Raw genomic sequence first — 26,828 nt, 5'->3', positions numbered from 1 at the left:
ATAAATATGAAACCATTGATTTTTATCCTATCGTGCCTGATCGGGTTAATCGTCAATCCCACGGCTGGGCTGGCCGGGCAGGAGACGGTTCAGGGACAAGTGCGCGATGCCAACACGAATGAGCCACTGGCTGGTGTCAATATCGTAGTAAAGGGTACGGAAACCACTACGACTACCAACAGTGACGGCCGATATACCATTCATGTTGCCGCCAACACCACGTTGGTTTTTAGTTACATCGGCTATGAATCACGTGAACTACTAGCCACGACGGGCACATTGGACGTGTCGCTCAACCCGGTCAACAGTGCGCTCAGTGAAGTAGTGGTCGTCGCCTATGGCACCGCTACCAAGGCCACCTATACAGGTTCAGCATCTGTGGTCAGCGCCACGGAGATCAACAAGCAGCAGGTTTCAAGCGTGAGCCGGACGTTGCAGGGGCTTGTACCAGGCTTGCAATCTGTAGCCTCGGCCGGACAACCGGGCAGCGACGCCGAAATACGCTTACGCGGCATCGGCTCTGTCAATGCGTCCAGTGCCCCGCTCTACGTGGTGGACGGCGCACCCTACGCCGGCGATATCAACGCAATCAACCCTGCCGACATCCAATCCATATCGGTATTGAAAGACGCCGCGGCAAGCGCACTTTATGGGTCCAGGGGAGCCAACGGCGTCATCATCATCACCACTAAACAAGGAAATTTCGACGCCAACCCGACCGTGACACTCAACGCCAATTCGGGTATATCCAACAGGGCTGTAGAAGACTACAGTAAATTGAGCACACAGCATTATTTCGAATTGCAATGGGAGGCCTTGCGCAACAATCAGTTGGATCAAGGGAAAACCCCGGAAGAAGCGGCGCAATACGCCAGCAATGAACTCGTCAATACACTGAAGATAAACCCATTCGGACCAAGCTACCCCAATCCAGTGGGAAGTAATGGTCGCCTTTTGGCTGGAGCTACCCCATTATGGAATGATGATTGGGCCGAATCCCTGGCGCGCAACGGCATGCGCAACCAAATCGATCTCGGCATCAGCGGCGGCGGCAATTCATCCCGCTATTTTGTGTCTGGAGGATACCTCAGGGATCAAGGCTTCATTATCGGTTCACAATTTACCAGACTCAGTGCCCGGGTAAACTACAACACCAAGGTTAATCGCTGGTTTGAAACGGGCGTCAACATATCCGCGTCTACGACTAACCAAGATGCACCACCGCAGTCCGACAGCAACACGGGGAATTACGCCAACATCGGTCGACTAATAGCTAACATCTATCCGCTATACGAACGCAATCCGGATGGCTCTTACAAACTTGACCATAACGGCAATCGCATCTACGATTTTGGCAATTACCGTCCCAGCACGGCATCGGCAGGAACCAATTTACTTGGACAGGCTTATCTTAACAAGCACAATAATAAGCGGGATCTCATCACCTTCCGCGGCCGCGTCCAGCTTAACCTCGTCCCTGGTTTACATTTTAAAAGCAGCATCAATGCCGACTACACCAACGCTCTGAACCATTCGTATACCAATCCGGACTTCGGCAGCGGAGTAGCAAACCGGGGTTCCGTCACCAAAAGCGCCTCTCGGGCGTTGGGTTATACATTCAACAACCTGTTGGATTACACATTTGACTTCGCCGAAAGGCATCATGTCAATATACTGGCCGGGCAGGAGATTTATGTTTACAACGTGTCGTCGCTATCCGGTGGGCGCAGTAACTTTGGCTTTTCTGGCAAGCAAGAACCCGCCGCGGCTTCGCTCATCACGGCATTCACCGGTTTGTCCGACAACTACAAGCTTGCCAGTTTCCTCGGCAAACTGGAATATAATTATGACCAGCGGTACTTCTTTTCGGCCAGCTTCAGGCGAGACGGTTCTTCCCGCTTCAGCCCTGAGTCGCGCTGGGGCGATTTCTGGTCCTTGGGCGCTTCGTGGAACGCCAAGTCCGAAGCTTTTCTCGCTGACGTGTCGTGGCTCGACAACCTGACCATACGGACAAGCTATGGCGCACAAGGAAACGACAACTTGGGGGGATACTATGCTTACCAGGACCTTTATTCGATATACAACAGCCTTGGCCAGGCGGGGCTAATTACTGCCCGTTTGCCCACGCCGGGCTTAAAGTGGGAAACTAACCTCAATTTCAATGCTGCGCTGGACTTTGCAATACTCAACAACCGTTTGAGCGGGACCTTCGAAGTCTACAAACGCAGCTCTAAAGACTTGTTATTCAGCAGGCCGCTGGCGCCGTCACTTGGGTTCGGTGAAATCGACGACAATATCGGCTCGCTACAAAACACAGGCTTTGAAGGACAGCTGCAGGGTGTTCTTGTCAATGCCAGCGGATTCCGCTGGAACTTGGGTGTGAACTTTGCTCATTTCACCAACAAGATCACCGAATTGCCACAAAACGAAATCATTTCAGGTAACGTTGGCCAGTTAGGAAGCACAAAAAAACTGGTCGTGGGCAGCTCGGTATATGACTTTTATATCCGCGAATGGGCGGGTGTGGATCCGGAAAACGGCAAGCCGCTTTGGTATAAAGGCGATGCGTCAAGCGGCCGTTCGACCACCAGTGTCTTTGCAGACGCCGACCAATATTTTCAGGGCAGTTCGCTGCCTGATTTCTACGGCGGCGTGACAAGCACATTTACGTATAAACGTTTTGAATTATCGGCTTTATTGGCCTATTCACTCGGCGGCAAGATACTTGACCTGGATCGCGTCATGCTATCCCACAACGGCGAAAACTTTGGCCGTACCTGGAGCAGCGACATGCTCAACCGCTGGACCCCCGACAACCCCAACACCGATATACCGCGCCTCACCACGGTAACCACGGGCTGGAATGGCATATCATCGCGTTTTCTTTACGATGCCAGCTATGCGCGGTTGCGCAACGTCAACCTGGCCTACACATTCCCTTCTTCGTGGACCAGCCGTATTGGTTTGCAGCACTTACGTGTATATGGACGGGGTGAAAACCTACTAACCTTTTTCGGACCGGATGGCCTCGATCCCGAACAAGCCGTGGATGGGGTAACTTTTTACCGTTATCCGGCGCAGAAAACATTCACTTTTGGTATGGATATTTCATTTTAACAAGACGATGAAACGATTGAACATAACTTTTATAGTATGCGTTTGGCTAGTCTTTTTGACTACCTCATGCAGTGACAGCTTTTTCGACACGGCTCCTGCCAATAACCTCACAGGCAATGAAGCCTTCTCTTCGACCCAAAACATCGATGCGCTGGTAAATGGCACCATCCGGTATTTGATGGAAAATGCCACCTCCCAAGACAATCCGGGATTCGCAGCAATCATGCTGACTAACGAGGTGATGGGCGAAGACGCGATCGCCAGGGACGGAGTATACGGATTCCGAGACTCCTACCCGTTCCGTGACCCTTATGACAACACCACAAGACGGGCGCTGTTCTTCTGGACATTACTTTATAAAGTCATCGACAATGCCAACAACATTCTCGCCAACACGGATCGCGCCGATGGTACGGACGACGAAAAAAAGTGGCTAAAAGGACAAGCCTATGCACTGCGGGCATTTGCCTACCTCAACCTCGTGCAACAATACCAATTTACGTACGCCAAAGACAAAGACGCGCCAGCTGTACCTATCTATACCGAGCCAACAAGCCCAGCTTCTGAAGGGAAAAGCCGGGCTACCGTAGAAGCCGTATACAATCAAGTATTTGCTGACTTAGCAAACGCCGAACAACTGCTCGAGACGTATCAACGCACAATCAAAAACCGGCCCAACTTACACGTGGTGAAAGGACTGATGGCTCGCGCTTATCTGGCCACCGAGCAATGGGAGCTGGCAGCGCAGAAAGCACGCGAGGCACGCGAAGGCTTCCCCATTATGAGTGCTCAGCAGTACCTCGAAGGTTTCAACGATGCCAGTAACGTTGAATGGATATGGGGGCACCCCCAACAAGCCGACCAGAATCTCGGAGGCGCTTCATTTTTCGCTTACATTGACGTCACTCCGCCCACAGGCTACCGGAGCATCATGCCCGACCCCTATTTTTGGCAATTATTCGACGACCAAGACATCCGCAAATCGCTGTTTGAATTTGAAGGTGACCCCTCACATCCGATTTACAGGTGGCTTAAGTATAAAAAGTTCATCAACAAGCCCGACCGAGCCGGCCATATTCCTTTAATGCGTGCATCTGAGCAAGCGCTTATAGAGGCTGAAAGCGAAGCCCGCCTCGGCCATCTGTCAACCGCCCTCCTCGCACTGAACGAACTCCGCCTGAAACGGAACCTGCCCGAGCTCGAAGAAACCGCCTTCAATGCGGCGCAACTCATCGAAGAAATCCTGCTCGAACGCCGCCGCGAATTGTGGGGTGAAGGATTCCGACTCACCGACATCTTGCGATTGCAACGCGCCGTCGACCGCAGCGAGTCAACACTTACTTATCCGGCCAACGGTCAGCATCTGTTAATAAAAGGCCATTACATCCGGGTATTCCCGGACAACAGCCCATTAGTGGCAAACAGTCCCTATTACCTTTTTTCCATTCCCGTGAATGAATGGAACAACAATCCTAACTTATGATGAAGAGAGCGGGAAGGGTTGGGATCCCTTCCCGCTTCCAACCATTTACCGAATGGGCATGAAAACTACCTACGATAGGTAGTATTTATAGGTTTATCAGAAGCAGGTGATCACGTACTTTTGACAGCGTGGATTGGGTGCAGGAACAGCGACCATCCATCAAGGAAACACTTAAGTAATTAAATAAATATAAGATGATACGACCTGTTTTTCTTTTGTCCGAATTTGGGCATGGATATCCCTGGAACGGGGCTTTCCAAGCTTCCGCCGCCACCCAACCGCCAACTCCCTCCTTTGCTACTTACATGCCCGGCATGTACACGTGCAGTTGTCAATAAGCACTGCTGTTTCTCCCCTATCTTCATCCGGCTTCTTCAAAGGTCCGTTTGGCAGCTGATGCCAGCGTGAATTACCATTGCCGCATACCGGCTTATTTTCTATGTTAAAAACAGAGACAACGATGTTCCTTAAATATAACACAAAACATTTTCCATCCTCGCCTTTTTTAAGGCGAAAATCATGGCTTGCGATAAGCGTAACAGTCGCCTTATCCCTGAGTCATACATCTCCATGGGCTTGGGCACAACAAACCACACCTTTAGTTAATTCCGCGTTGAACGGAACGATCATTGACGCATCGACGAAGGAGCCCCTCGCTGGCGCTTCCGTGCAAATTGCCGGTGTCACACATCGCACAACGGCAGACGACAAAGGGGCATTTAGGCTCATAACCGGCCAGCCCTTTCCTTATACATTGATTGTCAGCTATATCGGATACAAGTCAGATACCGTCATCGTGCAGCGAAGCCCCATACAGATAGCGCTTGAGCCGGACGCCACATTGCTGGAGGACGTCGTGGTAACGGGCTACAGTACACAGCAACGGAAATATATCGTTGGTGCCATCGCAAGTGTCAGGGCCGAGGCACTGAACGAGATCCCTGCAGCTGGCATCAACCAGCTCCTACAGGGCAAGGTCAGCGGTGTGCAAGTCGGTGCAAACTCCGGTGTGCCGGGAGGCGGAGTGACCTTCCGCATCCGGGGAAACAATTCCATAAATGCATCTGTGGATCCGCTTTATGTCGTAGACGGTGTCTTTATCAGCAATAATGACCCGATTACAACCGGCATGGGCAATCAACAGCAGTCCAACCCTCTGGCCGATTTAAACCCTTCGGACATCGAAGATGTACAAATCCTTAAGGACGCCAACGCCACCGCCATCTATGGATCATTGGGTGCCAACGGCGTAGTCATCATCACCACGAAACGGGGTAAGCAGAATACAAAGGGCAGCATCAGCTTCAATACCTACCAAGGGTGGTCCGAAGCGGCAAAACGATTTCGAGTAACCGATGGCGCTACCACGGCGCAGCTTTTCAACGAATCAGCCCTAAACACAGCCATCGACGACGGACGGGACCCCGCTACGGCTACATTGCCGTTCTCCGACGCCGCCAATTTCGCCACTTACAACCGTATCGACGACCTATTTCGTACAGCGCGCACGCAAAACTATGAGCTGTCAGCACAGGGAGGAAACGCAAACAGCAATTATTACATCAGCTTCGGTTACCTTGATCAGGAATCCATTGTCAAACCTTCCGGCTTCAACCGTTATACCGGCCGGATTAATTACGACAACGCGGTCACCAGCAAGCTTAAAGTAGGCACCAGCATCAATCTTTCGCGTACATACCGGAATGTGAGCAGTAGCGACAACAACCCCCGTGGTGTCATCAATTCGGCAATTTTCCCGCGCTCGTTTTTGCCCGTTTACAATGGTGACGGAACATTTGCGCGCCATGGCAGTTTTGACAATCATATCGCCCTGATAGAAAATCTCGACAATAATGCCGTGGGTTGGCGCACGATTGGCAATGGCTATGCTGAATACACCATCCTGCCAGAACTCCGGTTACGCAGTAGCTGGAGTTTAGACAATAACAGCGTTTATGAAAACAACTATGCCAACACCCTAATCATTGCCGGACTGAGTGTCGGCGGATCCGCATCATCAGTAGAAACAAAAAACTTGGTATTACTCAACGAACAAGTGCTCACCTACATCAAGACCTTTGGCAATAACGGCACGCACCATATCAATGCTTTGGTGGGCAACACCTTGCAGAACGTGCTGGATCAAAGCACATCTGCCAGCGGCCAAGGCTTCGCTACCAATAATTTGAAAGATATTTCGGTTGCAGCCACGCGCTCCGGTTCTTCTTCCCGTGCCCAATCCAAGCTTGTTTCGTTTTTTGGGAAAGCAACGTATACGTATCTCGGCAGATACACGGTGGACGCCAGTTTACGTGGTGACGCCTCATCCAAATTCGGCGCAAACAGCCGTTGGGGTTATTTTCCGTCGGCAGGACTAACCTGGCGCGCAGGGCAGGAACCGTTCGTCCAAAATCTCAATGTCTTCAGCGACTTGATATTTAGAGCGAGCATTGGCCTATCCGGCAATCAAAATGGTATAGGAGCATATGCCGCGCAAGGACTTTGGTCTTCAGGAGCAAATTACCTTGAACAACCGGGTACTTCTCCTTCCCAATTGGCTAATCCAAACCTAACATGGGAAACCACTCGTCAAATCAACGTAGGCCTTGATCTAAGTTTTTTCCGTAACCGGCTCCATATCACTGCCGATTACTACAACAAATATACCTATGACTTATTGCTGAATGTCCCCGTCCCTTACCGCTCGGGTTTTACCTCGTATTTGCAAAACTACGGTGCAGTACGCAATAAGGGCATTGAATTAGCCCTCAATTCTGTAAATGTGGCTAATCGCAATTTCCGGTGGAGTGCGGATTTCAACATCAGTTTCAACCGGAATAAAATTGAAAAGCTGGCGTCAGATATCACGCAGGGCGCATCTGGGAGAAACACCTCCATCCTAAGGGCCGGGTATCCTGTCAATTCATTCTACCTGTACCGCCAATTATATGTCGACCCGCAAACCGGCAATGCCGTTTACCAAGACCTGAACAACGATGGCATCATCACCTCGGCAGACCGCCATATTGTCGGCAATGCGCTGCCCAACTACACCAGTGGGCTGACGAACAACCTCTCCTACAAGGGGTTCGATTTTAGCTTCTTCTTTTACTTTCAGCAGGGAAACAAAATTTTAAATATGCACGATTTCTTTCTGGTGCATGGAGGCACCCAAGCCAACATCGGATTCATTCCCAGACAATTGGAACGTTGGCAGCAATCAGGAGATATCACGGACATACCGCGGCTTACCACCTACCGTGGCGATCCCACTGAAAATAATTCGGCCACCAACAACTACGGCGGCAATGTAGCCAGTCTCAGCAGCCGTTATCTCGAAGACGGCTCATTCATCAGGCTCCGCACGGTTTCCCTTGGGTATACCTTACCGCCTACCGTTAGTAACAAAATCGGGTTAAGCCGCTTGCGCGCCTACCTGCAAGCCACGAATTTGCTTACCTTCACCAATTATGGGGGACTAGACCCTGAGGTGAGTTCGCAAAGTGCAAGTCAGAATACAGCAGGTTACGACTGGGCAACCGTGCCGCAACCCAGGACAATCCAATTAGGTTTTAATTTAACTTTGTAAAATACTGTATGAATCTAACTAACCGCAAATCGATGCTCTCCGGTCTCGTTGCCTTAGTCTTCGGATTTGGTGCCTGCGAGAAACACCTCACTGAACTGCCGGCTAATGCCCTTGCCTCGTCCGTAGCCATCGTGGATGCAAGTACGGCGAGGGCAGCAATCACAGGTGCTTACCATGAAATACAAAACTATTACGCCTCTTCCTATCCCACGTTGGGTACGATGCCTGCAGATTTGATTATTTTCAATGGTACCTTAAGCCAATACTTGCAATTGGATCAAAATGCTATCCCGGCAGATAATGTAACCACCGTTTCGGCTTATCAGACCATTTACAGTGCCATCAATACTGCAAATCACATTATCGCCAAAATAGCCACTGTCAATGACCCGCTGCTACCCGAAGCCGAAAAGAGTAAAATTTTGGGTGAGGCTTATTTCATCCGGGCGCTGGGTTATTTCGACTTGGGACGCGGATGGGGTGGCATACAACTTCAATTGCAGCCAACGGAAAGTCTCGACGCATTGAAAGGCATCCGAAGGAGTACGCTCGATCAGACATACGACCAAGTGTTGGCCGACCTAATAGAGGCCGAACAACTGTTGCCCGAAGACAACAGTACACGAAACCGAGCGCAAAAAAGCGTTGCCCGTGCATTGCGGGCTCGGCTTCACCTTTATCGCCGCCAATGGGCAGACGCCGAAAGTTATGCTACGCAAGTCATTGACAACACCAAATACCAGCTGGTGAAACCATTCAACCAATTTTTTGCCGAACCTTTTTTAAGCACGGAATCGGTGTTCGAGCTCTCGTTTTCCGTCAACGACCGAAACAGCTATTGGAATCTTTGGTACCCCAGTTCCTTTGGCGGGCAATACACACTAAAGCCATCTGACCGGGCTGTTGAATGGTTAAATAATCCAGCAATTGGTGGCGCCCGCCACGCACTTATCGCCGGTAGCGGTACGGGGGTCTACGGCGTATTGTACAACACGACCTCTTCAAGCGTCGATCCGGCTTACGTCATCCGGATTGCCGAGTTATACCTCATCCGCGCAGAAGCACGCGCCCACCTCAATAATTTGGAAGGTGCTTTGGCCGATCTGAACACCATACGGGCACGCGCGGACGCGGATGACCTAACCTCTGATGACCAGGCGGAAATCCTGCTGGCTATTGAACAAGAACGTGCCGTCGAGTTTGCGTTTGAAGCCCACCGCTGGTTCGATCTGGTCCGCACCGAGCGTGCCGGTGATGTGCTGGGTTTGGCCAATCGCAATTTTTGGCTTTTTCCTATTCCACTTTCGGATATTCTCTCCGATCCTGATGTCGAACAAAATCCAGGTTATTAATATTCACCATTTCAAACCGCTAGAAATCACAATGAAGCAGCTAAAAACCATTTTGGTACAATTACTCATCTTTGGCCTCGTTATCGATGGCGCCGTAGCCCAAGACAGCTACTATTTTCCAACCGCACAGTTCGACCCGTCCATCCCCTCGCCTGAGGCGTTCCTTGGCTATCCTATCGGCTCGCACTACACACGCCACGACCGAATAATCGCCTATTTCCAAGAACTCGACCGGCTTTCAGACAAAATCAGTGTCGAAATCATTGGCCAATCTTACGAGGGACGTCCGTTGGCAGTTGCAACAATTACGTCTGCCGCCAACCACGGACGTTTGGAAGAAATCCGGCAGGAACATATCAGACAGGTTGATCCACAAGCGCCGCAACTCGATGCCGGCACGTCCCCGGTGGTGGTGCTGCTAGACTATAGCGTACATGGCGCAGAGACCTCCAGTGGAGAGGCTTCCTTGCTTACCGCCTACTACCTTGCCGCCAGCCAAAGCGAAGAAACCCAAAAATGGTTGAGTGAAGCAGTGATACTCATTGACATCGCCCAAAATCCGGATGGTCGCGACCGCACCGCCAATTGGCACAATGCTTATAAGTCAACCCCACCTGTGGCCGATCCGCTCGATAAGGAACACTTAGAGCAATTTCCCGGCGGCCGGACAAACCACTATTTTACAGACTTAAACCGAGACTGGTTGAGCATAACCCAGGTAGAAACCAAACCGAAAATCGATTTTTTCCATCAATGGTACCCGAATGTACACATCGATTTCCATGAGATGGGCGGTGGCAGCACCTATTATTTTGAGCCTACTCCCAAAAGCTCCGAGAGTCCGCTGATTCCAAAATCTTCGTATGAATTCAATGCAGTACTAGCGAAATATCACGTTGAAGCATTAGATGGCATTGGCTCCCTTTACTTCACCAAAGAGGTCTTCGATAATTTTTCACCCATTTATGGCTCCACTTACCCAGATTTTCATGGGGCCGTTGGTGCAACGTTTGAACAAGGCAGTTCGAGAGGCTTGTTACAGGAAACCCCAAACGGACTGCTGGAATTTCGATTTACCGTCCGGAATCAATTGCTTACCGGGCTGGCCACCATCAAAGGAGCTGTCGCTGAAAAAGCCGGATTATTCAAACTGCAAAAGGATTTTTTTCGAACGGCATTGGACGAAGCCCGCGCGCACAAAACTAAATCATATGTATTCGGAGACGAACATGACAAGTCACTTACGCAAAAATTGGTCGATCTGCTTTTACGTCATCGGATAGCAGTATTCGAGCTTGGAGGTGACCAAACCATCGACGGCAAACCATTTAAGCAGGGCTCGGCTTACGTGGTGCCCGCAATGCAGCCACAATTCCGGTTGGTACATTCGATCTTTGAAGAAACTCCGCCAATACAGGACAGTGTTTTTTATGGCAGTACTTCTTATTCCATTATCCACGCTTATGGGCTGAAATATGCCAAATCTGCGAGCGAAGTCAAGGCCGGGAATCGCGTAAGTAGCGTTAAAACTATATCGGGATCAATCGTCGGCAACAAGCCTAGCTATGCTTACTTAATGGGTTGGACGGAATATAACGCCCCGAGGGCGCTATATGCACTGCTCGAAAAAGGGGTATTCGTGAAAGCGGCATTTAAGCCATTTACGTCCCAAACGGCAGACGGACCTGTAAACTTCGGATACGGCTCGCTGGTTATTCCAGTAGCTGGACAATCCATCGGTGGCGATTCACTGCACCGAGCCATCACAACAGTTGCCAACGATACCGGCTTGAAATTCTACAGCGTTTCCACCGGGTTTAATGTAGAAGGCATCGACTTGGGAAGCAATAATATCCAGGCGCTCAATAAACCCACGGTCGCACTGGTGCTTGGCCAAGGCATCAATTCGGCCCAAGCCGGACAGGTGTGGTACCTACTCAACGAGCATCTCAAATTACCGGTCGTCAAAATTGACCCAATCAATATCCCTCGAGCAAACCTCACCAGGTATACAACTTTGATTCTGACAGGGGGGTCGTATAACGACCTGTGGGATAATGGTACAACCGAGCGCATCAAATCCTGGGTCAACAGTGGCGGTACGCTCATCGCATTTCAATCCGCAGCAGAATGGGCCATCGCCAACGGTATCACACGTGAAAAAGTATACCGGGATACTACGCGCAAGCGGGAACCAAAGCCCCGGCGGCTTGATTATGTGACGCGTGCAGAAGCGACGGCGCCAGACCGCATAAGTGGCAATATCTTCTCGGCCGATATCGACGTGACCCACCCCGTGGCATTCGGACTTCAAAACCGCAAGTTGTTTGTCAATATCGACGGCGGCACCATACTGCTACCCAGTGCGGATCAGTTCTCGACCGTGGCACAGTTTGACAGTGAACCTTGGGTCAATGGTTATATTTCCAAACATAACCTGGATCGATTTCGGGATAAAGCCTATATATTGGCCTCTTCCGCCGGTCAAGGAAACGTAATCTTATTTTCAGATGATCCCACATACCGGAAATACTGGCATGGTACAGACCGTTTGGTAATCAACAGTATCTTTTTCGGGGGCCACATCACAGGCGGGGGGCGCGGGCGATAACCCAAAACGCGGGCGCATCTTCAAAAATGCGCCCGCATTTGCATTGAGCACCGAATGACAAAAATCCACAAAAAGATCGCGACGCACCAAATCGTCGGCACTTAATTACGCCTAAAATGCGTACCGCAACGTAATGCCGTATGTCCGGGGGTCCCCAAGCACGCCGGCATAATGACCGGCATTGCCGGCTCCAGGCAACAGTTGCTCGAAATAATCCGTATCGAGCAGATTACGAGACCAGAGAAATAACGTGACGCCATCCAGGGCCCTAAAACCAATACGCGCGTTCAATAAGGTATAAGCACGCACAATCAGGTAGGTTGATGGCGACGGATTGGAAGAAAAAGACGACCGATGAAAACCATCGACACCCAAAAAGAACTGACCGTCATGCCCCAAAAAAGAACCGGCTGCCGTAGCGGCTTCCCCTCCCAACGATACTGCCCATTTCGAAATACCGGGGAGTTTACCGCCAGAAATATCCTTGAACGTGGGTCCGCCTGTTTCTTCCAGCGGCGGTGGGGCATTGGTAAACGAGACATATTTGCCATCCGTATAGGCAAGCGACCCATACAAAGAAACGTAGTTATTGAACCGAATGCTCCCATCAAACTCAACGCCTCTTACTCGTATCTTTTCCGCGTTTGCCAAATACCCTCTATTTACTGAAAGGTCAGCGGTCTGTACTTGGGCCTGATAATCACGAACGTCCGTTTGGTAGACAACTACGTTCAGTACGGTACCCGCTGTCGATTGGGCTTTCATTCCAACCTCATAATGGTTGACACGTTCCGGTTTAATGACGGCCAGTTCCAACATCGGTTGACCATTGGCATTCGGCAAGCCTCCCAGATTAAGGCCTACGGGTTTAAACCCATTAGCAAACGTAGCAAAGGCGTTGATAGTAGCTGTAGCCTTAAATGCTACTGTAAGTTGCCCCGAGATATTGGTATCCTCAACGTCTGCCTCAAAAGCTTGGTTGCTATATACTGCCCGTTTAATAGCAAGCAAATCGGGATCGTCGGTCTGCAAACCGCCATAAGTTTCCCGCCTGAAATTCACGGATTTGTCGTCGTAGTTCAGCCTGATACCCGGAAGGATACGCAACCGCGACGTCACGGCATAGTCCACTTGAGCGAAAACAGCACCACTAAAGGTTTCCAAGCTGGGATAGGTTTTGATGCCGTAGCCGTCCAATAAGCCGGGGGTCTTCCAAAGCGGGCTTTCGGTATTCTGCGAAAACCGCCATTGATCCCTGCCTGCCTCCTCGGTATGCGCAGGATCAGCCCTTAAGGCCTGACCGAAAGCATACAGGCCAACAACAGCACTCAATCGATTCGAAAATTCGCCTGCCCACCGCACTTCCTGCGACCATTGATCGTGCCGTGAGGGCGCTTGAGATAAGGCGAGGCCCTGCAGGCCAGTAAAATCGCGGTCATTGGAAGGATCCCAATTCCAAAAGCGCCATGCCGTCGTGGTGGTGAGCGTACCCGGCCCAACCTTCACATCCACATTCGCCGAAATGCCGCCCAAATCCTGTCCAGACCGCCATGGTGTGTCATGATCGATAACCCGATCAAACGGATTTCGACTTGGCAATTCATAATCCAAATCGGCAAGAATCTGCTCGAACTGCTGGTAGGCAGCCCGCAACGTGGGCGCTACGCCGGCAAACACCTGCGCATAGCCGTCAGGCCGTTGGCGGCTTATATCCCCGGCAAATAAAACGTGTAGGTTTTCAGAAGGAGCGTATAACAACTGGCCACGCAAGCCAAGGTTATTCAAGTCATTTACCGGCTTTTGTGTAGCTACATTGTAAAGCAAGCCATCCCTTTGGGTACCACTGAATGAAACGCGTGCGGCAAGATTTTTACTCAATGGTCCGCTAACGGATGCTTTTGCCTGGATAAAGCCGTAATTTCCGTAGCTCAGCTCAACGTTAGCCTCAGGCGTGAACGTTGGCCTGCGCGTAGTTACATTGAAAGCCCCCGCCACGGTATTCTTGCCGAATAATGTACCCTGCGGGCCGCGCAATACCTCAATCTGCTCAACATCAATAAAGTCGAGCGTTGTAGCCGCTGTCCGCGCATAATACACACCATCCACGTAAAAGCCCACGCCCGGATCGATCCCATCGTTGGTGAGACCAAATGTGGTACCCAACCCCCGGATACTCAATCCCGTGTTACGGGGGTTAGACGAATACAGCTGAACGGATGGTACCAGCTCTTTCAGCCTATTGACGTTGAATGCTCCGGCATCGTCCGCCAGCGTTCCACTAATAACCGACACCGGTATCGGAACCTCCTGCAACAGCTCCCTGCGCCGCCGGGAAGTTACCACAACCTCCGACAACACGTTGTCCGCGGTAAGGGTAATCCGCAACGGTCCTTCCGGCCATTCATGGATACGGATTTCCCTTGACTGGTAGCCAACCGAATTAATTTGCAACGAAAATGGAGGAGCTACCTGCACCGTAAGGTGAAATTGGCCCTTCTCATCTGCTACGGTATAGGCATTCGTACCCTTCACCACTAATGTGGCATGTACAACGGGTTCGTCTGCGGTGTTTTTAACGGTGCCGACCAAGATCTGTTGGCCACACGCGACATTTATCCAAAAAAGAATAATTACACTTGGTACGATCAGCTTATTCATGCTTACATTTATACCAACAAATCTATACTGAATCGATAGACTTTAATAGGTATAAATCATACCTAACCCAAGTACATTTAATGCTTATTGCATACAACCGAAGCCTTTCTTTAACTGACCACCGGTTTGCGTTCGGCGGACGAAGTGCCCCAGAGCATCAACCAAGTAAGCGCGCCGTTGTAGATGATCAATTCGAAACCAACAGCGTAGCTGGTGTGGGGCACAATAACGTACGTGTTGACCAAATAACAGATGAGTGGCGACAGCACACACAAGTAAGGCACCAACCGATCGGTCACCTGCCGCGTGGTAAAAATCCCGAATGCAAACAACCCCAGCAGCGGACCATAAGTGTACGTCGCCGCCGTGAAAATGGCGTTCACGACCGAGTCGTCATTGATGACCCTGAACACCATGATGACCAGTAACATGATTACAGAAAAGGCAAAATGTACGCGATTCCGCGTTTTTACTAAATCAGCATCATTTGGATTAGCCCGTTTGTTGAAATTAAGAAAATCGACGCAAAATGAAGTCGTCAGCGCCGTCAATGCCGAGTCGGTCGTGGCAAACGTAGCGGCCGTAAGCCCCATCATAAAAATAATACCCGGTACCATGGCCAGGTGATGCAGAGCGATTTCGGGGTACAAGTAGTCCGGTGTAGGCAGGCCGGCCACATCGATACTGTTTTTGGCGGCGAAGTTAAACAGCAAAGCGCCCACAGCCAAAAAAAACAAATTGATAATCACAAATATCCCCGTAAAGGTAAGCATGTTCTTTTGTGCTTCCCCGATGGTTTTCATACTCAGGTTTTTTTGCATAAGGTCTTGATCCAAACCCGTCATTGCCACGGTTACAAATATTCCGCCAAGAAAATGCTTCCAGAAATGGATGCGGTTCCCCAGGAAATCTTCCCAAAAAAACACCGTTGAATAACTGCTTGTTTTCACCGTCTCGATGGTCTCCATCAGCCCCAACCCCAGACTATCGGCCATAAAATAGATGGAAAGGATGACCGCCAACACCAGAAAAAACGTTTGCAACATGTCCGTAATGATGATGGTCTTCAATCCACCCTTATTGGTATACAGCCAGATGAGCAGTAAACACAGCGCAATAGTGACGGCAAAAGGAACATTCCAGGCATCGAAGATAAACCATTGGAGGATAATGGCCACCAGATAAAGCCGGAACGCCGAGCCTATCGTGCGCGATATCAAGAATATCATGGCACCTGTTTTATAACTCCGCTGCCCCAGGCGTTCCTCCAGATAGGTATAAATGGAGGTAAGATTCATCCGGTAATACAGAGGCAGCAGCACATAGGCAATGATGACAAACCCCACTGCATTACCCAATATGAATTGGAAATAACCAAAGTCGCTACTTCCCACCGCTCCCGGCACGGATATGAATGTGACCCCTGAAAGTGCCGTACCTATCATACCAAAGGCTACCATGTACCATTTGACATTGCGGTTAGCAACGAAAAAGGTGGCATTGTCTGCTGATTTCCGCGAAGTAAAATAAGCGATGCCAAGCAAGAGGCCAAAGTAGGCCACCAAAAAAAACAGAAGAACAGTCGGCGTCATACGTTTAGGGTTAATGATCCGCTATGCGGGAATGTTCGATAGCTTTGCGAACACTACCATGCTTTTCAAGCAAATCGGAGGCAGTTTGCGCATCAATCCCTGTTTCCTCCATAATGATACGGATACCCCGGCTAAACAGCTTATTGTTGGTTAGCTGCATGTCGACCATTTTATTTCCCTTTACCCGGCCCAACCGGATCATCACCGCAGTACTAATCATATTGAGTACCAGCTTCTGCGCAGTACCGGCTTTCATACGAGTAGAGCCGGTGACAAATTCCGGCCCGACAATCACTTCTATGGGATATTGGGCTTCTGCGGCGATGACCGTACGGTCGTTACATACGATACACCCTGTCACCAAGCCCGCGTTGTTGGCTGCCATCAGTGCTCCTTTTACATAGGGAGTCCCGCCGGAAGCGGCGATTCCCACCACCACATCCTTACTATTGATGCCATATTCCTGTAGGTCCAGCCACGCTTGTTCTTCGTCGTCTTCGGCAAACTCCACAGCCTTGCGGATAGCGCTGTCTCCTCCGGCAATGATGCCGATAATCCAATCATACGGTACACCGAAGGTAGGCGGGCACTCCGAGGCATCCAGAATCCCCAAACGGCCACTCGTACCTGCACCAACATAAAACAACCGTCCTCCCGCTTTCATTGAAGCTACGGTAGCTTCAATGAGACGCGTTATCTGTGGAATAGCCTTTTGTACAGCAATGGCAACTGTCTGATCCTCCTTGTTAATGTTCATCAATAGCTCATCAACAGACATTTTGTCCAAATCCTGGTAATTCGATTCTTTCTCGGTAGTGTTCGTCATCTGCATATCTAAGTAAAAACAATTTTACGAAATTTTCTTTTTATAGCTCAATTAAAGTACGGATCGGAACATTTTGTCACTATCAATTTCCAGTTATCAATACATTAAGTACGGTGTGCGCATTTGCTTAAAATGTGTTACCTCAGCTTCCCAAGATTGATAGATATCTGCCGGTGTTTTTCCCGCTTTAATCATACTAATCAAGCGATCTGTTCCCGTTAAGCGATATAGTACCTGTTCATTCCAGACTAGTTTATCCGGATGTAGCCGATTAATCGCCCAAACCAATGCTATGCCAATTCGATATCCTGCACTGACATTGCGATCCCTGATACGGAGATACACGCCGTTGCAATGCGTTTCATTAAACTCAGGTGGCCTACTTAAAAATGGCATTTGTGTTGGCTCAAATGTGACGGACTCGAAGTCCACTCCGTCGAAGCCCAAGCTGTCCATCAATCGGACAACTTGGAAATTGTCCAGCCAAGGCGCGCCAATGTACTCAAAAGGCCTAGCTGTCCCCCGGCCTTCCGAAACATTAAACCCTTCAAACAGGCACGTGCCCTCGTACGCCATCACGGCATCGAGCGTCAGCAGATTAGGCGATGGCTTCCGCCAGGGCAAGCCCGTATCGTCAAACCACATTGACCGCCGCCATCCTTTCATCGGCACTACATGAAGTTTGGGCGCATCTTCCACTCGAAGCAGCCTTTCCCCGATATAGAGCTTGGCCAGTTCGCCCATGGTCATGCCATGCCGAATGGGAATCTTTCCATATGCCCCGAATGTGTAGCGGTATTTATCGTCGGTCACAAAACCATCCATATCGATGCCATTCAATGGATTTGGCCGATCCAACACGATGACTTCCAACCCCTGTTCGGCAGCGGCTTCCATCACGAAACCCAAAATATTGACGTGTTCATAAAATCGAAGGCCTACCTCCTGAATATCGAATACGATGACCTCGGCCTCGCCTAACATAGCAGCAGTGGGCTTGTGAATATCTCCGTACAGGGAGTATTTTGTCACGCCTGTGGGGGTATCAATCGTTTTCTGCGGATCGCGTGGTATAGCATAATCATTGGAACGTATATCGAATTCCATTCCAAACAACACCTCCAACTGCACATCGGGATGTGCGTATAGTGCATCCGCCAAATGAGTTCCGTCTGCCAATCTACCGCTATGATTGGAAACCAACGCAACGCGTTTCCCACTAATAAGATGTATATACTCCCCAAATAAGCGATCTGCACCACAAAGCACAGCCGGTTCGGCTGCGCCGGACACGGCGTCAACGGCATCAGCTACCAAAGGCATCCAAGAAAGCCATATACTAACTAGCATTGCAAACATCACAGGGCAATTAATTAGTTGTACAGGAGATACTTTTTCCGAAGTTCTTTATACGCAGAGAGGCCCGGCTCCCAACTCTGTTGGATATCTTCCACCGATACACCGTCCCTAATCTGTTGGGCGAGCTTGTCATTCCCGGCCAATCGTTTGAAGGAATCCCTGAAAAACAAATCTTTATCAGGATACGCTTCATACAATTCCTTCAGCCACGACAGGTTAATGCGGCCGGTTTCCTTAAACACATCCGTATCATACGACCTCAGATCCAACCCATAGCAGGCTTTATCCAGGTGTTTGGGGTTTTCGCTCATGCCGGGGATAGATTCCGGAGTGAATGAAAAATCATACTTTCCTTTAAGCCTAGGACTTCCCACAATGGAAAACGCATGCATCGTGCCCCGCCCTTCGCTGATATCGGTCCCCTCAAACAAGCAAGTGGACGGGTAGAGTAGGATCGCTTGCTGGGTATTCAAGTTGGGAGATGGCGGAATGGGCAGCGTGTAGGGCTTCCCGTGATAGTAATTCAGCATAGGGATCACGTTGATCTTACATGTTATCCCATTGGCCAGCCATCCCTGATCGTTGATCATGGCGGCATACTCGCCAAACGTAAGCCCATGCACAATCGGAATCGGATGCATACCGATGAACGACTCGTAGCCCTTTTCCAAAATAGGTCCATCTACATAGCCGTCGTTCGGATTCGGCCTGTCGAGGATGAGCAACTCGATATCGTTTTCGGCACAGGCCTCCATGATATAATGGAGGGTTGACAGGTAAGTATAAAACCGCACGCCCACATCCTGCATATCGAATATCATGACATCGATACCCGCTAAATCCGCTTTCGTCGGTTTATATTTCTTGCCATACAGGGACACCAGCGGCACCCCGGTCTTCTCATCAACCTCATCATTAATCTTGGCTCCTGCGCTGGCATCGCCCCGGAAGCCATGCTCCGGCCCGAAGCCCCGCACAATCTGCACACCCAGGGCGAGCAGGCTATCCATGCTCAATTTGCCCCCGATGGTAGACGTGTGGTTAATGGTCAGCCCTACCCGCCTACCCTGAAGGTAAGGGACATAGGCTTCGGTCTGTGCCGCACCGGTGATGATGCTGTCTTCAACAGCAAGCACGGATTCGCTACCAGTTTCAGCCTGTTGTTTACTCGTTGAAGAAGAACATGACTGGGCGATAAAAAACAAGGCCATCACCCATAATAAAACCTGAATTTTCATAATCTGAACATTTATGTTGTTTATTTCACTACGATTTAGTTCCTGCTTATTCATAGAGCAGATATTTTTTCCGCATACCTCTATACCGGTTAAGCGCTGGCTCCCAGCTTTCCCGGATCTGCGCTTCGGTATACCCGGCTTTCAACTGCTTTCGGAGCGACTGTGTTCCTGCCTGTTGATCAAAATGCAAAACAGCGTCCTCGCCCAATTCCGCTTCGCGGTTGAAAAAATTTGCTTTATCCGGATAGGCCTCGTACAGTTCGAGCAGCCACCGCAAGTTCAGCCGTTTAGTCGCCCGGAAAGCCTCCAAATCCAGCCCCCTTAAGTCCAACCCATAGCACGTGTCTCCCGCGTGCATGGGATGTTCACTCATTCCATGGATTGCCTGCGGCACAAATGAAAATGCATATTTTCCGCGCAATGCAGGGCTTCCCAGCAATTGGAATGGCGTATACGTACCCCTCCCGTCGCTGATGGCGGTCCCACCAAACCAGCATAGCGATGGGTAAAGATAGATCGAGCGCTGCGTATTTAAGTTGGGCGAAGGCGGCACGGGAAGCTCATCGTCCATCCCGTGGCGGTAGTTTAGCATGGAAATAACCGTAAGTGGGCATTGTAGCCCGCCATGGAGCCAGCCTTGGCCGTTGATCATCCGAGCGTACTCGCCCATGGTCATGCCATGTACCACGGGAATAGGATGCATGCCGATAAACGATTGGCATGCGGGCTCCAGTACCGGGCCATCGATATAGCCATCATTCGGATTTGGACGATCCAGCACAATTACCGCGATATGATTTTCAGCACACGCTTCCATCACGTAATGCAAGGTGGAAATGTACGTATAAAACCGCACACCGACGTCTTGCATGTCAAACACCATCACGTCAATACCTTCCAAATCCTGCTTGGTCGGTTTGTAATATGCTCCAAACAAAGACGTCACAGGCACGCCAGTCCGCTCGTCAGTCCCATGTGCAACAAACCGATTAGCACTTGTTTGACCCGAGACACCATGTTCCGGCCCAAATGCACGCACCACATGCACCCCGCTGCTGAGCAGCGTATCGATCAGTCGCGTGCCATCAACAAGCGAACTTTGGTTAATGGCAAGCCCGACGCCCTTTCCTTCAAGTAGCGGCAAGTATACATCCATACGGTTTGCTCCAGGTACCAGCGGCATGTCAGCATGGCGCGCCACGCCGCACACACAGCATACCATCAAGGTCAAAACCAACGATACACGCAATACCCTCATAATGACGGAATAAATTCGATAAAACATATTCCCCTTGGCGGCAATGTAAAACGTACCTTGCTCGTCCCGTCTCGGTAGTCGCCCAACTTCGTCATGCCCGTTTCGTCGTACACATAGATTTCACCAGCGCTTTCCAGGCCATAATCTGCCGTATTCATCATAAAATCAACCGGAAGATGTTGTCTGCTGATACTGGCTATGGCAACGGCCAATGAGCCATCACGCGATTTCCATGCCGAAGTGTATGCCGTCGGATAGGATTTTTCAAAGCGGGTGACCTTTTCGTTATGACCGGCATAGATGGAGAGTTTCGAAATCGATATCGTTTCTTCCGGAATCGCGATCATTGGCGGCCGCTTGAATTCGCCATGAACGAAATATTTCAATCCCGCCTGCCGCACTTTGCCCAAACGCAGGATATAACCGATCTCCGTTTCCCTTGCCGAATCCAACGATGGCTGATAGTTGGCAATCATGGGTTGCATACCCCACGCAAACGACCGTGCCTGCTCCATTAAAAACTGCCTATTGAATACCGGGTCTAAGGGCGTTTCGGCATCAGCAGGAGCAAATTCCCGGGGCCATAGTTCATCATAGGGAGGAGTCATCAACGACGAGTAATTACCAAAAGTGATAGCATATTCGTGATACACCGCCTGAAACAGGGGGACCGTCTGCCAGCTGTGTATGCCGGCATACCGCTCCTTGCTCACTTGCAGTGCCAAGAACACATCCAGGAATGGCAGCCAATTCTCACCGACGCCTTCCCCCGCCAATACCTGGTTGCCTCCTTGAGGGAAGGATGCGCGTATCAATTGATCTTTCCGTGCGAAATGCTGAACCCAATAGTTGCCACCACCTATAGGGTGGCCATGAGCAGGGTCATAACACATACGGCTCTGGCAAGCCTGATCCATGTATACCCCGTCTACACCATACTGGTTCACTGCGGTATCCACCAACGAAGCATATTTGTTTTTCCAAAAGTCCGTAGCCTCACACATATTTGTCAACGCCTTTTTTGTGAAGATGTTGTATACATGGCTCAACGCATGACCATGGATATCCTTGCCAGCATACCGCTCAGCGTGCTCGTCTTTCCAACTTTGGGTAGAGGGGCCCCATTTTAAGGCATTCATGTATACCAACGCATGTACTCCTTGCTGTTGTGCATTGCGCAATTCGCTTATAAATTGCTGTTTGCCATCCCTCGGCGGAAAATACTCGGGGAAAGAGTCGTCATAAGAACCCCCGTGCCACCAGTGCCACAGTACATTCACCGGAAGCCCCAGCCGACGGCTCAGCGCCGCTGCCGGGGGGAGCACATGTGCTCCCCGGCCTCTGTTCCAAACCCAGTAACCCGTGTTTTCCACCCACGCAGGGACCAGACGGTTTTTCAGACGGCTGTTGAGACACCACGGCTGCCGCTCCGCCCAACCTTTATAAAGCTGTGCAGCCGTTAACCAATCCCCCTTGAATGCCCCAATGATAAAACTATAATCCGGCCGATAGGTTTCCTGCTGATCGTCAAAGGGAGGAAAATGATCGACGCTGTAAGATAACTGCTCGGCACTATCCATGGAAAGCGAAAACTCCTTGTTATATGCCGCGGTATCATCACAGGCGAGATAAAGCCCTGCGCGATGCGGATTATATAGCGCCAAGAACTGCATGGACATATGGCCCGGATAAGACCACGCAAACCGCTTTTGTGTTCCCCCAGATGCGGATAGTTCCTTGCGAGGCGACTGAAGCAGCGACCCCATCCAATCAGGCGCCACCAGCTCCTCATCCCCCAAGTCAGTGAGCCCGGCAAGCCGCGGGAAGGTGACTTTGCTGATACGCTTCCCATGAATGCCGTCAATCTCAATACGCCAAGTTGACATTGCGGAGTCCGGAAGCAACCCCACATAGGCCGTCACGGTAAAACCTTTCGGCAATTCGGGGAAATCACTCCATTTCAGCTCAAGCTGATTTTCAGTGTGATGGTACACAAATCGGGTAGCCGACTGGATATTGACTCGGCTTGGCTGATTGCCACCAGCTATTGTTATTTCCCATGGCGAACTCCCCTGCGAAGCGGTTTCCGCTAAAAACGACACACGTTCGGGCAGAAATACCATTTTCTTCAGCTCACCCGTAGTACGGTCAAAAGCCACCTGGAAGTGGTCATTTTTTAAGGAAACCAAATTGTCAGGTTCGCCGGTCTGCGAATAAGCAGCGTTGAATGCGCCAAACGGCAGAAAACAGGTCATCGCCAATAAGCAGATGAACTGCCAAGCAACATATCTTTTAGGTATCATTGTCATGGTTGTTTGATGGTTCAATTCTAAAAATCCTGGTCGTGTTCGGCGGCATGTGCATCGCAAACGTATCAGCCTCGGCCAACACCTGCCCATCTTCCGGATCGATTACTTTCGCGCGGAAGGGCAACCGTAACGTCTTCTTGCCGCCGTGGAGCGAGTGAATGCATAGCCAACCTCTTCCGGCGTAGACGACATCATCGCCGCCATCTACATAGCAATGCACACCAGCCCGGCGTAGCAAGTCGTTGAGTGCCGCAGCTTCCCATTGCAATTTTTCCGTGGTTATCAATGGCGTATCCCCGGGCTGGAAGACCTCCGAGCGATGGCCGTCTGTCCAAATCACCCAAGCGCCCCGTCCGGTGGCAGCATTAATGAATTTCCGTTCCGCGGCAGTAAGGGTGAGAACCCCCATCAACCACACCACACGGTAATCGCCGTCAGCCAGCAAGTCCAAATCGTCGCGCAAATACAAATCATACGGTGCCCCCATTCTGCCCAGTGGATAGCGGTTGCGCAGCACCGATCCGGTTAGTTTGCCGAAAGAAGCATCCATAAAGCCAAGCTGCTCGTCTACGACGACCGCAACCTCTGCCTTCATCTGTGGCACTGCTTTGTCTGGATACCGGTTGAAAAATCGTTGCCCGCTTTCGATGACATGCATGAGGCGGGGGTCACTGAACCAGCCTCCCCACATATCAAACCACCACCCTCCATAACCGTAAGCCAACATACGGCCCAGATTTTTCCAAAGCAAGGACACCGAAACGTCCATGGACTGCGGCCCTACCCATACGCCATCCGTATATGCATTTCCCGGCGGGGCCACTTCGGGTGCACGGTCGCGCAACATTGTTGTGATAGCGGTTCGCGTATCATTTTCCGCCAACCAAAGCTTGCCATGCAGCTGCACCGATTTGATGGCCGCAAAAGGGGGCCAGTCTTCGCCACTTACGCGGTTGTAATCATTCGGGCTGGACAGGTAATCCAATTCCGGGCATCGCAACAATTTTGATAGCGCCCCGTGCCCCCGGCGCAGATCACTCACGAAATAGTGATACCCGTAGAAGGCGCCGGTAAGCAATCTATTCTTGCTGGTTTCTTTGACGATGCGGCAAAAATAGGCGACATGATCGGCCATCGTTTCGCCATGGAAAGCAAAGGTGTCGAATATCCTTCCTGAAGTGTCCGCATGGCGCCACTGCTCCGACTTGGTCCGCCCGCTGATATCCGCGAGCATTGCCGTCTCAAAAGTCACCCTAGGCTCGTTCCAAGCCTGCCGCAGACTGTCCACATTATACCGGTAGCGTTCGCGCAGCCATGTTCTAAACCCCTGTAACCGCGCCGGATTATCGTCATAAAACTCATCCTTAAAGTGATACATCCACTCTTCGGTAAACCCGCCAGCGACATGGATACCCACCAGGTGATCGGCATATTCAGATTCCAGCAACCATCGAACAAAGGTGCTCAGTACCTTTCCGGCTTCTTCTTGCCAAAACGGACTGTAAAAACTATTTCGGTAGGTAGTTCCATCCGGCAGCAAGCAAGCACTTTCCGGGTATTTTTGCTCCCACCATACCGGCGGGTCCAAATGAATGCGGATAATGGCCAGTGCCTGCGTATCCGCAGCTATGATTTCCTCAAAGTCATGGATAACACTTGCATAATCGAAGGTCTCTTCGCCGATCCAAATCGGCTTGCGGAAGGGCTTAATCCCGCTACTTGAATTAATCCCTCGGTCACCTAAGTAAGCAGGGATATTATATAAATGCACCCCTGCTTGCGCCGCTTCCCGGTAATAAGCCGGTTCGCCCAGGTAGGACATATACGCATAAGGGGGGTATGGGCTATCATCCACAAAAAGTGTAGGCACCCCCTGATGCATGCGTACGGATGCAACATGCTGCGCGACTCCCACCAGCACATTGCATAGGAGAACTACGCCCCACCCTATCGTTAATCCATACCGCATAACCATCAATACCCCGGATTTTGATCCGCCTGGTTGATTTCCGGATTGGTGTCAATCTCCTGCTGGGGAATCGGCCAGTTGATATGCGCATCGGCCACGGTGATACCGGTGTATTTCAGGATAGACGCGTTAATCTTATTTGTACGCTTCAAGTCTAGCCACCTTTTCCCTTCCAGAAAAAGTTCATATGCCCGTTCCTGCAAAACCGAATCCTGAAATGATGAGGCGGTCCACCCACTTGACGGGTAATCAACCGGCGACGGCGTATCGATTGGGTACCCGTATCCACGCCGTTTGATTCTATTCAGGAGTTCGATGGCCGTAGCAGATGGCCCACCTTCAGCCATTGCCGAAGCTTCGGCCTGTATCAACAAGACATCGGCATACCGAAGGAACGGATAGTCATTCGCGTGGCCTGAACTGGTCGGGGCGTTAGGATCCCTGAATTTACTAAACTGCACGGGTGCTAGCCCGGGCAATTGCACTTCCTGCCCTGTAGTCGGGTCGGTATAATGGGTAAATACACCCCACTGTTTACGCCAGTCATTATCATTCCATTCATTGAGGAATTTATTATCAAGCGAGGAGGTCATCACATAGTTTCCAAACGGAGAATAGGGGGTTCCCTGGTAGAGCAGGTTATGAGGCCATTGCGTCCCGTTCAAGTGATTATATTTTAGGTAGAAAATCTCCTCAGAAGTGCCGTTCGCCCCCGCGCCGAAGATCCGATCCCAATCGTTGAGCTGGGCCACAGTAACCAAGCCAAATTTGTTTGCGCTGATCACTTCTTCCGCCTTTTGTTGGGCCAGCGCCCATTCGCCGCGGGTCAGGTACACATCCGCCAGGAAAGCCTTACTTGCCCACTTTGTCGGCCGCCCAAATTGCGCGGGTACATCAGGCAGCACCGATTCGCCAACTTCCAAATCGACGATAATCGAGGCGTACACCTCGTCCACAGGCGTTCGGGCAGTGTGCCCCTGTGTGGTCGATAAAATCAACGGTACGGCACCCCAATGTCTTACCAAGTGATAATAGCTGAATGCCCGCATAAAACGTGCTTCAGCAAGTAACCTTTCTTTGGCCGTTTCGTTGACATCCGTCATTTCGGAAATCCGTTCAATGGCTGTATTAGCATAGAGGATACTTTGGTAAAGGTATTGCCAGACCAGCCCGACCCGCTGCGCATTGGTCGCATCAAGCCCCTGGTAGGCCCCCACGGCGGCCGTCGAGCCCCTTCCAATGGAAAACTCAGCCATGATTTCCACTTGAAGCAAGTATTGGCCGCCAAAAACCGATACCACACGTATTGGTTGATAAATTGCATCGACTGCGGCTTGCGCGTCTTCGAGCGTCTTGTAAAAGTTCTCCTCTGTGATTCGGTCTTCCGGAATCTCTTCCAGAAAGTCGCTGCAAGCGACTGCCGATAAAGCCATTAGAGCTATAAAAACAAACTTTTTCATCCTTTTT

The 26,828-nt window shown here is 50.6% G+C and carries 14 protein-coding genes; 5 read left to right on the top strand and 9 right to left on the bottom strand.

The window, feature by feature from the left end; all coding sequences use genetic code 11:
* Window positions 1–6: 6 nt before the first annotated feature.
* The 5 genes from JHJ32_RS00990 to JHJ32_RS00970 all read left to right on the top strand — a co-directional run bounded on the left by JHJ32_RS00990 (window position 7) and on the right by JHJ32_RS00970 (window position 12,152).
* On the top strand, window positions 7–3,117 hold the full coding sequence (locus tag JHJ32_RS00990; protein WP_200119263.1) for a TonB-dependent receptor: 3,111 nt from the start codon (window positions 7–9) through the stop codon (window positions 3,115–3,117).
* A gap of 55 nt (window positions 3,118–3,172) precedes the next feature.
* Window positions 3,173–4,600, top strand: a complete 1,428-nt coding sequence (locus JHJ32_RS00985; RefSeq protein WP_233632422.1) for a RagB/SusD family nutrient uptake outer membrane protein — start codon at window positions 3,173–3,175, stop codon at window positions 4,598–4,600.
* Between the two features lie 613 nt (window positions 4,601–5,213).
* Window positions 5,214–8,189 carry a TonB-dependent receptor gene (locus JHJ32_RS00980; RefSeq protein ID WP_200119259.1) on the top strand — a complete coding sequence of 992 codons (2,976 nt, stop codon included), beginning with the start codon at window positions 5,214–5,216 and terminating at the stop codon, window positions 8,187–8,189.
* An 8-nt stretch (window positions 8,190–8,197) separates the two neighbouring features.
* Window positions 8,198–9,541, top strand: a complete 1,344-nt coding sequence (locus JHJ32_RS00975) for a RagB/SusD family nutrient uptake outer membrane protein (RefSeq protein ID WP_079717286.1) — start codon at window positions 8,198–8,200, stop codon at window positions 9,539–9,541.
* A gap of 31 nt (window positions 9,542–9,572) precedes the next feature.
* Window positions 9,573–12,152 (top strand): M14 family zinc carboxypeptidase, encoded by a 2,580-nt coding sequence (locus JHJ32_RS00970; protein ID WP_200119257.1) that lies wholly within the window; start codon window positions 9,573–9,575, stop codon window positions 12,150–12,152.
* A 111-nt stretch (window positions 12,153–12,263) separates the two neighbouring features.
* Here JHJ32_RS00970 and JHJ32_RS00965 read toward each other — a convergent pair whose 3' ends face one another.
* The 9 genes from JHJ32_RS00965 to JHJ32_RS00925 all read right to left on the bottom strand — a co-directional run bounded on the left by JHJ32_RS00965 (window position 12,264) and on the right by JHJ32_RS00925 (window position 26,821).
* Complete coding sequence (locus tag JHJ32_RS00965; RefSeq protein ID WP_200119255.1) at window positions 12,264–14,810, bottom strand: TonB-dependent receptor; 2,547 nt, start codon at window positions 14,808–14,810, stop codon at window positions 12,264–12,266.
* Window positions 14,811–14,920: 110 nt separating this feature from the next.
* On the bottom strand, window positions 14,921–16,402 hold the full coding sequence (locus tag JHJ32_RS00960; protein WP_079717288.1) for a sodium:solute symporter: 1,482 nt from the start codon (window positions 16,400–16,402) through the stop codon (window positions 14,921–14,923).
* 10 nt (window positions 16,403–16,412) lie between these two features.
* Entirely contained in the window at window positions 16,413–17,228 is an 816-nt protein-coding gene (murQ, locus tag JHJ32_RS00955) for an N-acetylmuramic acid 6-phosphate etherase (RefSeq protein WP_200119708.1), read from the bottom strand.
* Between the two features lie 96 nt (window positions 17,229–17,324).
* Window positions 17,325–18,551, bottom strand: coding sequence for an exo-beta-N-acetylmuramidase NamZ domain-containing protein (locus JHJ32_RS00950; RefSeq protein ID WP_176146195.1), 1,227 nt, complete (start codon window positions 18,549–18,551; stop codon window positions 17,325–17,327).
* Window positions 18,552–18,601: 50 nt separating this feature from the next.
* Window positions 18,602–19,825, bottom strand: a complete 1,224-nt coding sequence (locus JHJ32_RS00945; RefSeq protein WP_200119253.1) for an exo-beta-N-acetylmuramidase NamZ domain-containing protein — start codon at window positions 19,823–19,825, stop codon at window positions 18,602–18,604.
* 46 nt (window positions 19,826–19,871) lie between these two features.
* On the bottom strand, window positions 19,872–21,083 hold the full coding sequence (locus JHJ32_RS00940) for an exo-beta-N-acetylmuramidase NamZ domain-containing protein (protein ID WP_233632421.1): 1,212 nt from the start codon (window positions 21,081–21,083) through the stop codon (window positions 19,872–19,874).
* Window positions 21,080–23,386: a DUF6259 domain-containing protein gene (locus JHJ32_RS00935; protein ID WP_200119249.1), complete on the bottom strand. Its 2,307-nt coding sequence runs from the start codon at window positions 23,384–23,386 to the stop codon at window positions 21,080–21,082. The genes JHJ32_RS00940 and JHJ32_RS00935 overlap by 4 nt, the downstream gene beginning before the upstream one ends.
* Window positions 23,376–25,367: a beta-galactosidase gene (locus JHJ32_RS00930; RefSeq protein ID WP_139378678.1), complete on the bottom strand. Its 1,992-nt coding sequence runs from the start codon at window positions 25,365–25,367 to the stop codon at window positions 23,376–23,378. Before JHJ32_RS00930 ends, JHJ32_RS00935 begins: the two co-directional genes overlap by 11 nt.
* On the bottom strand, window positions 25,367–26,821 hold the full coding sequence (locus JHJ32_RS00925) for a RagB/SusD family nutrient uptake outer membrane protein (RefSeq protein WP_200119247.1): 1,455 nt from the start codon (window positions 26,819–26,821) through the stop codon (window positions 25,367–25,369). The genes JHJ32_RS00930 and JHJ32_RS00925 overlap by 1 nt, the downstream gene beginning before the upstream one ends.
* Window positions 26,822–26,828 lie beyond the last annotated feature (7 nt).

This window comes from Parapedobacter sp. ISTM3 (assembly GCF_016533505.1).
Lineage (GTDB): Bacteria > Bacteroidota > Bacteroidia > Sphingobacteriales > Sphingobacteriaceae > Parapedobacter > Parapedobacter luteus.
This window is presented reverse-complemented; position numbering and strand designations above follow the sequence as displayed.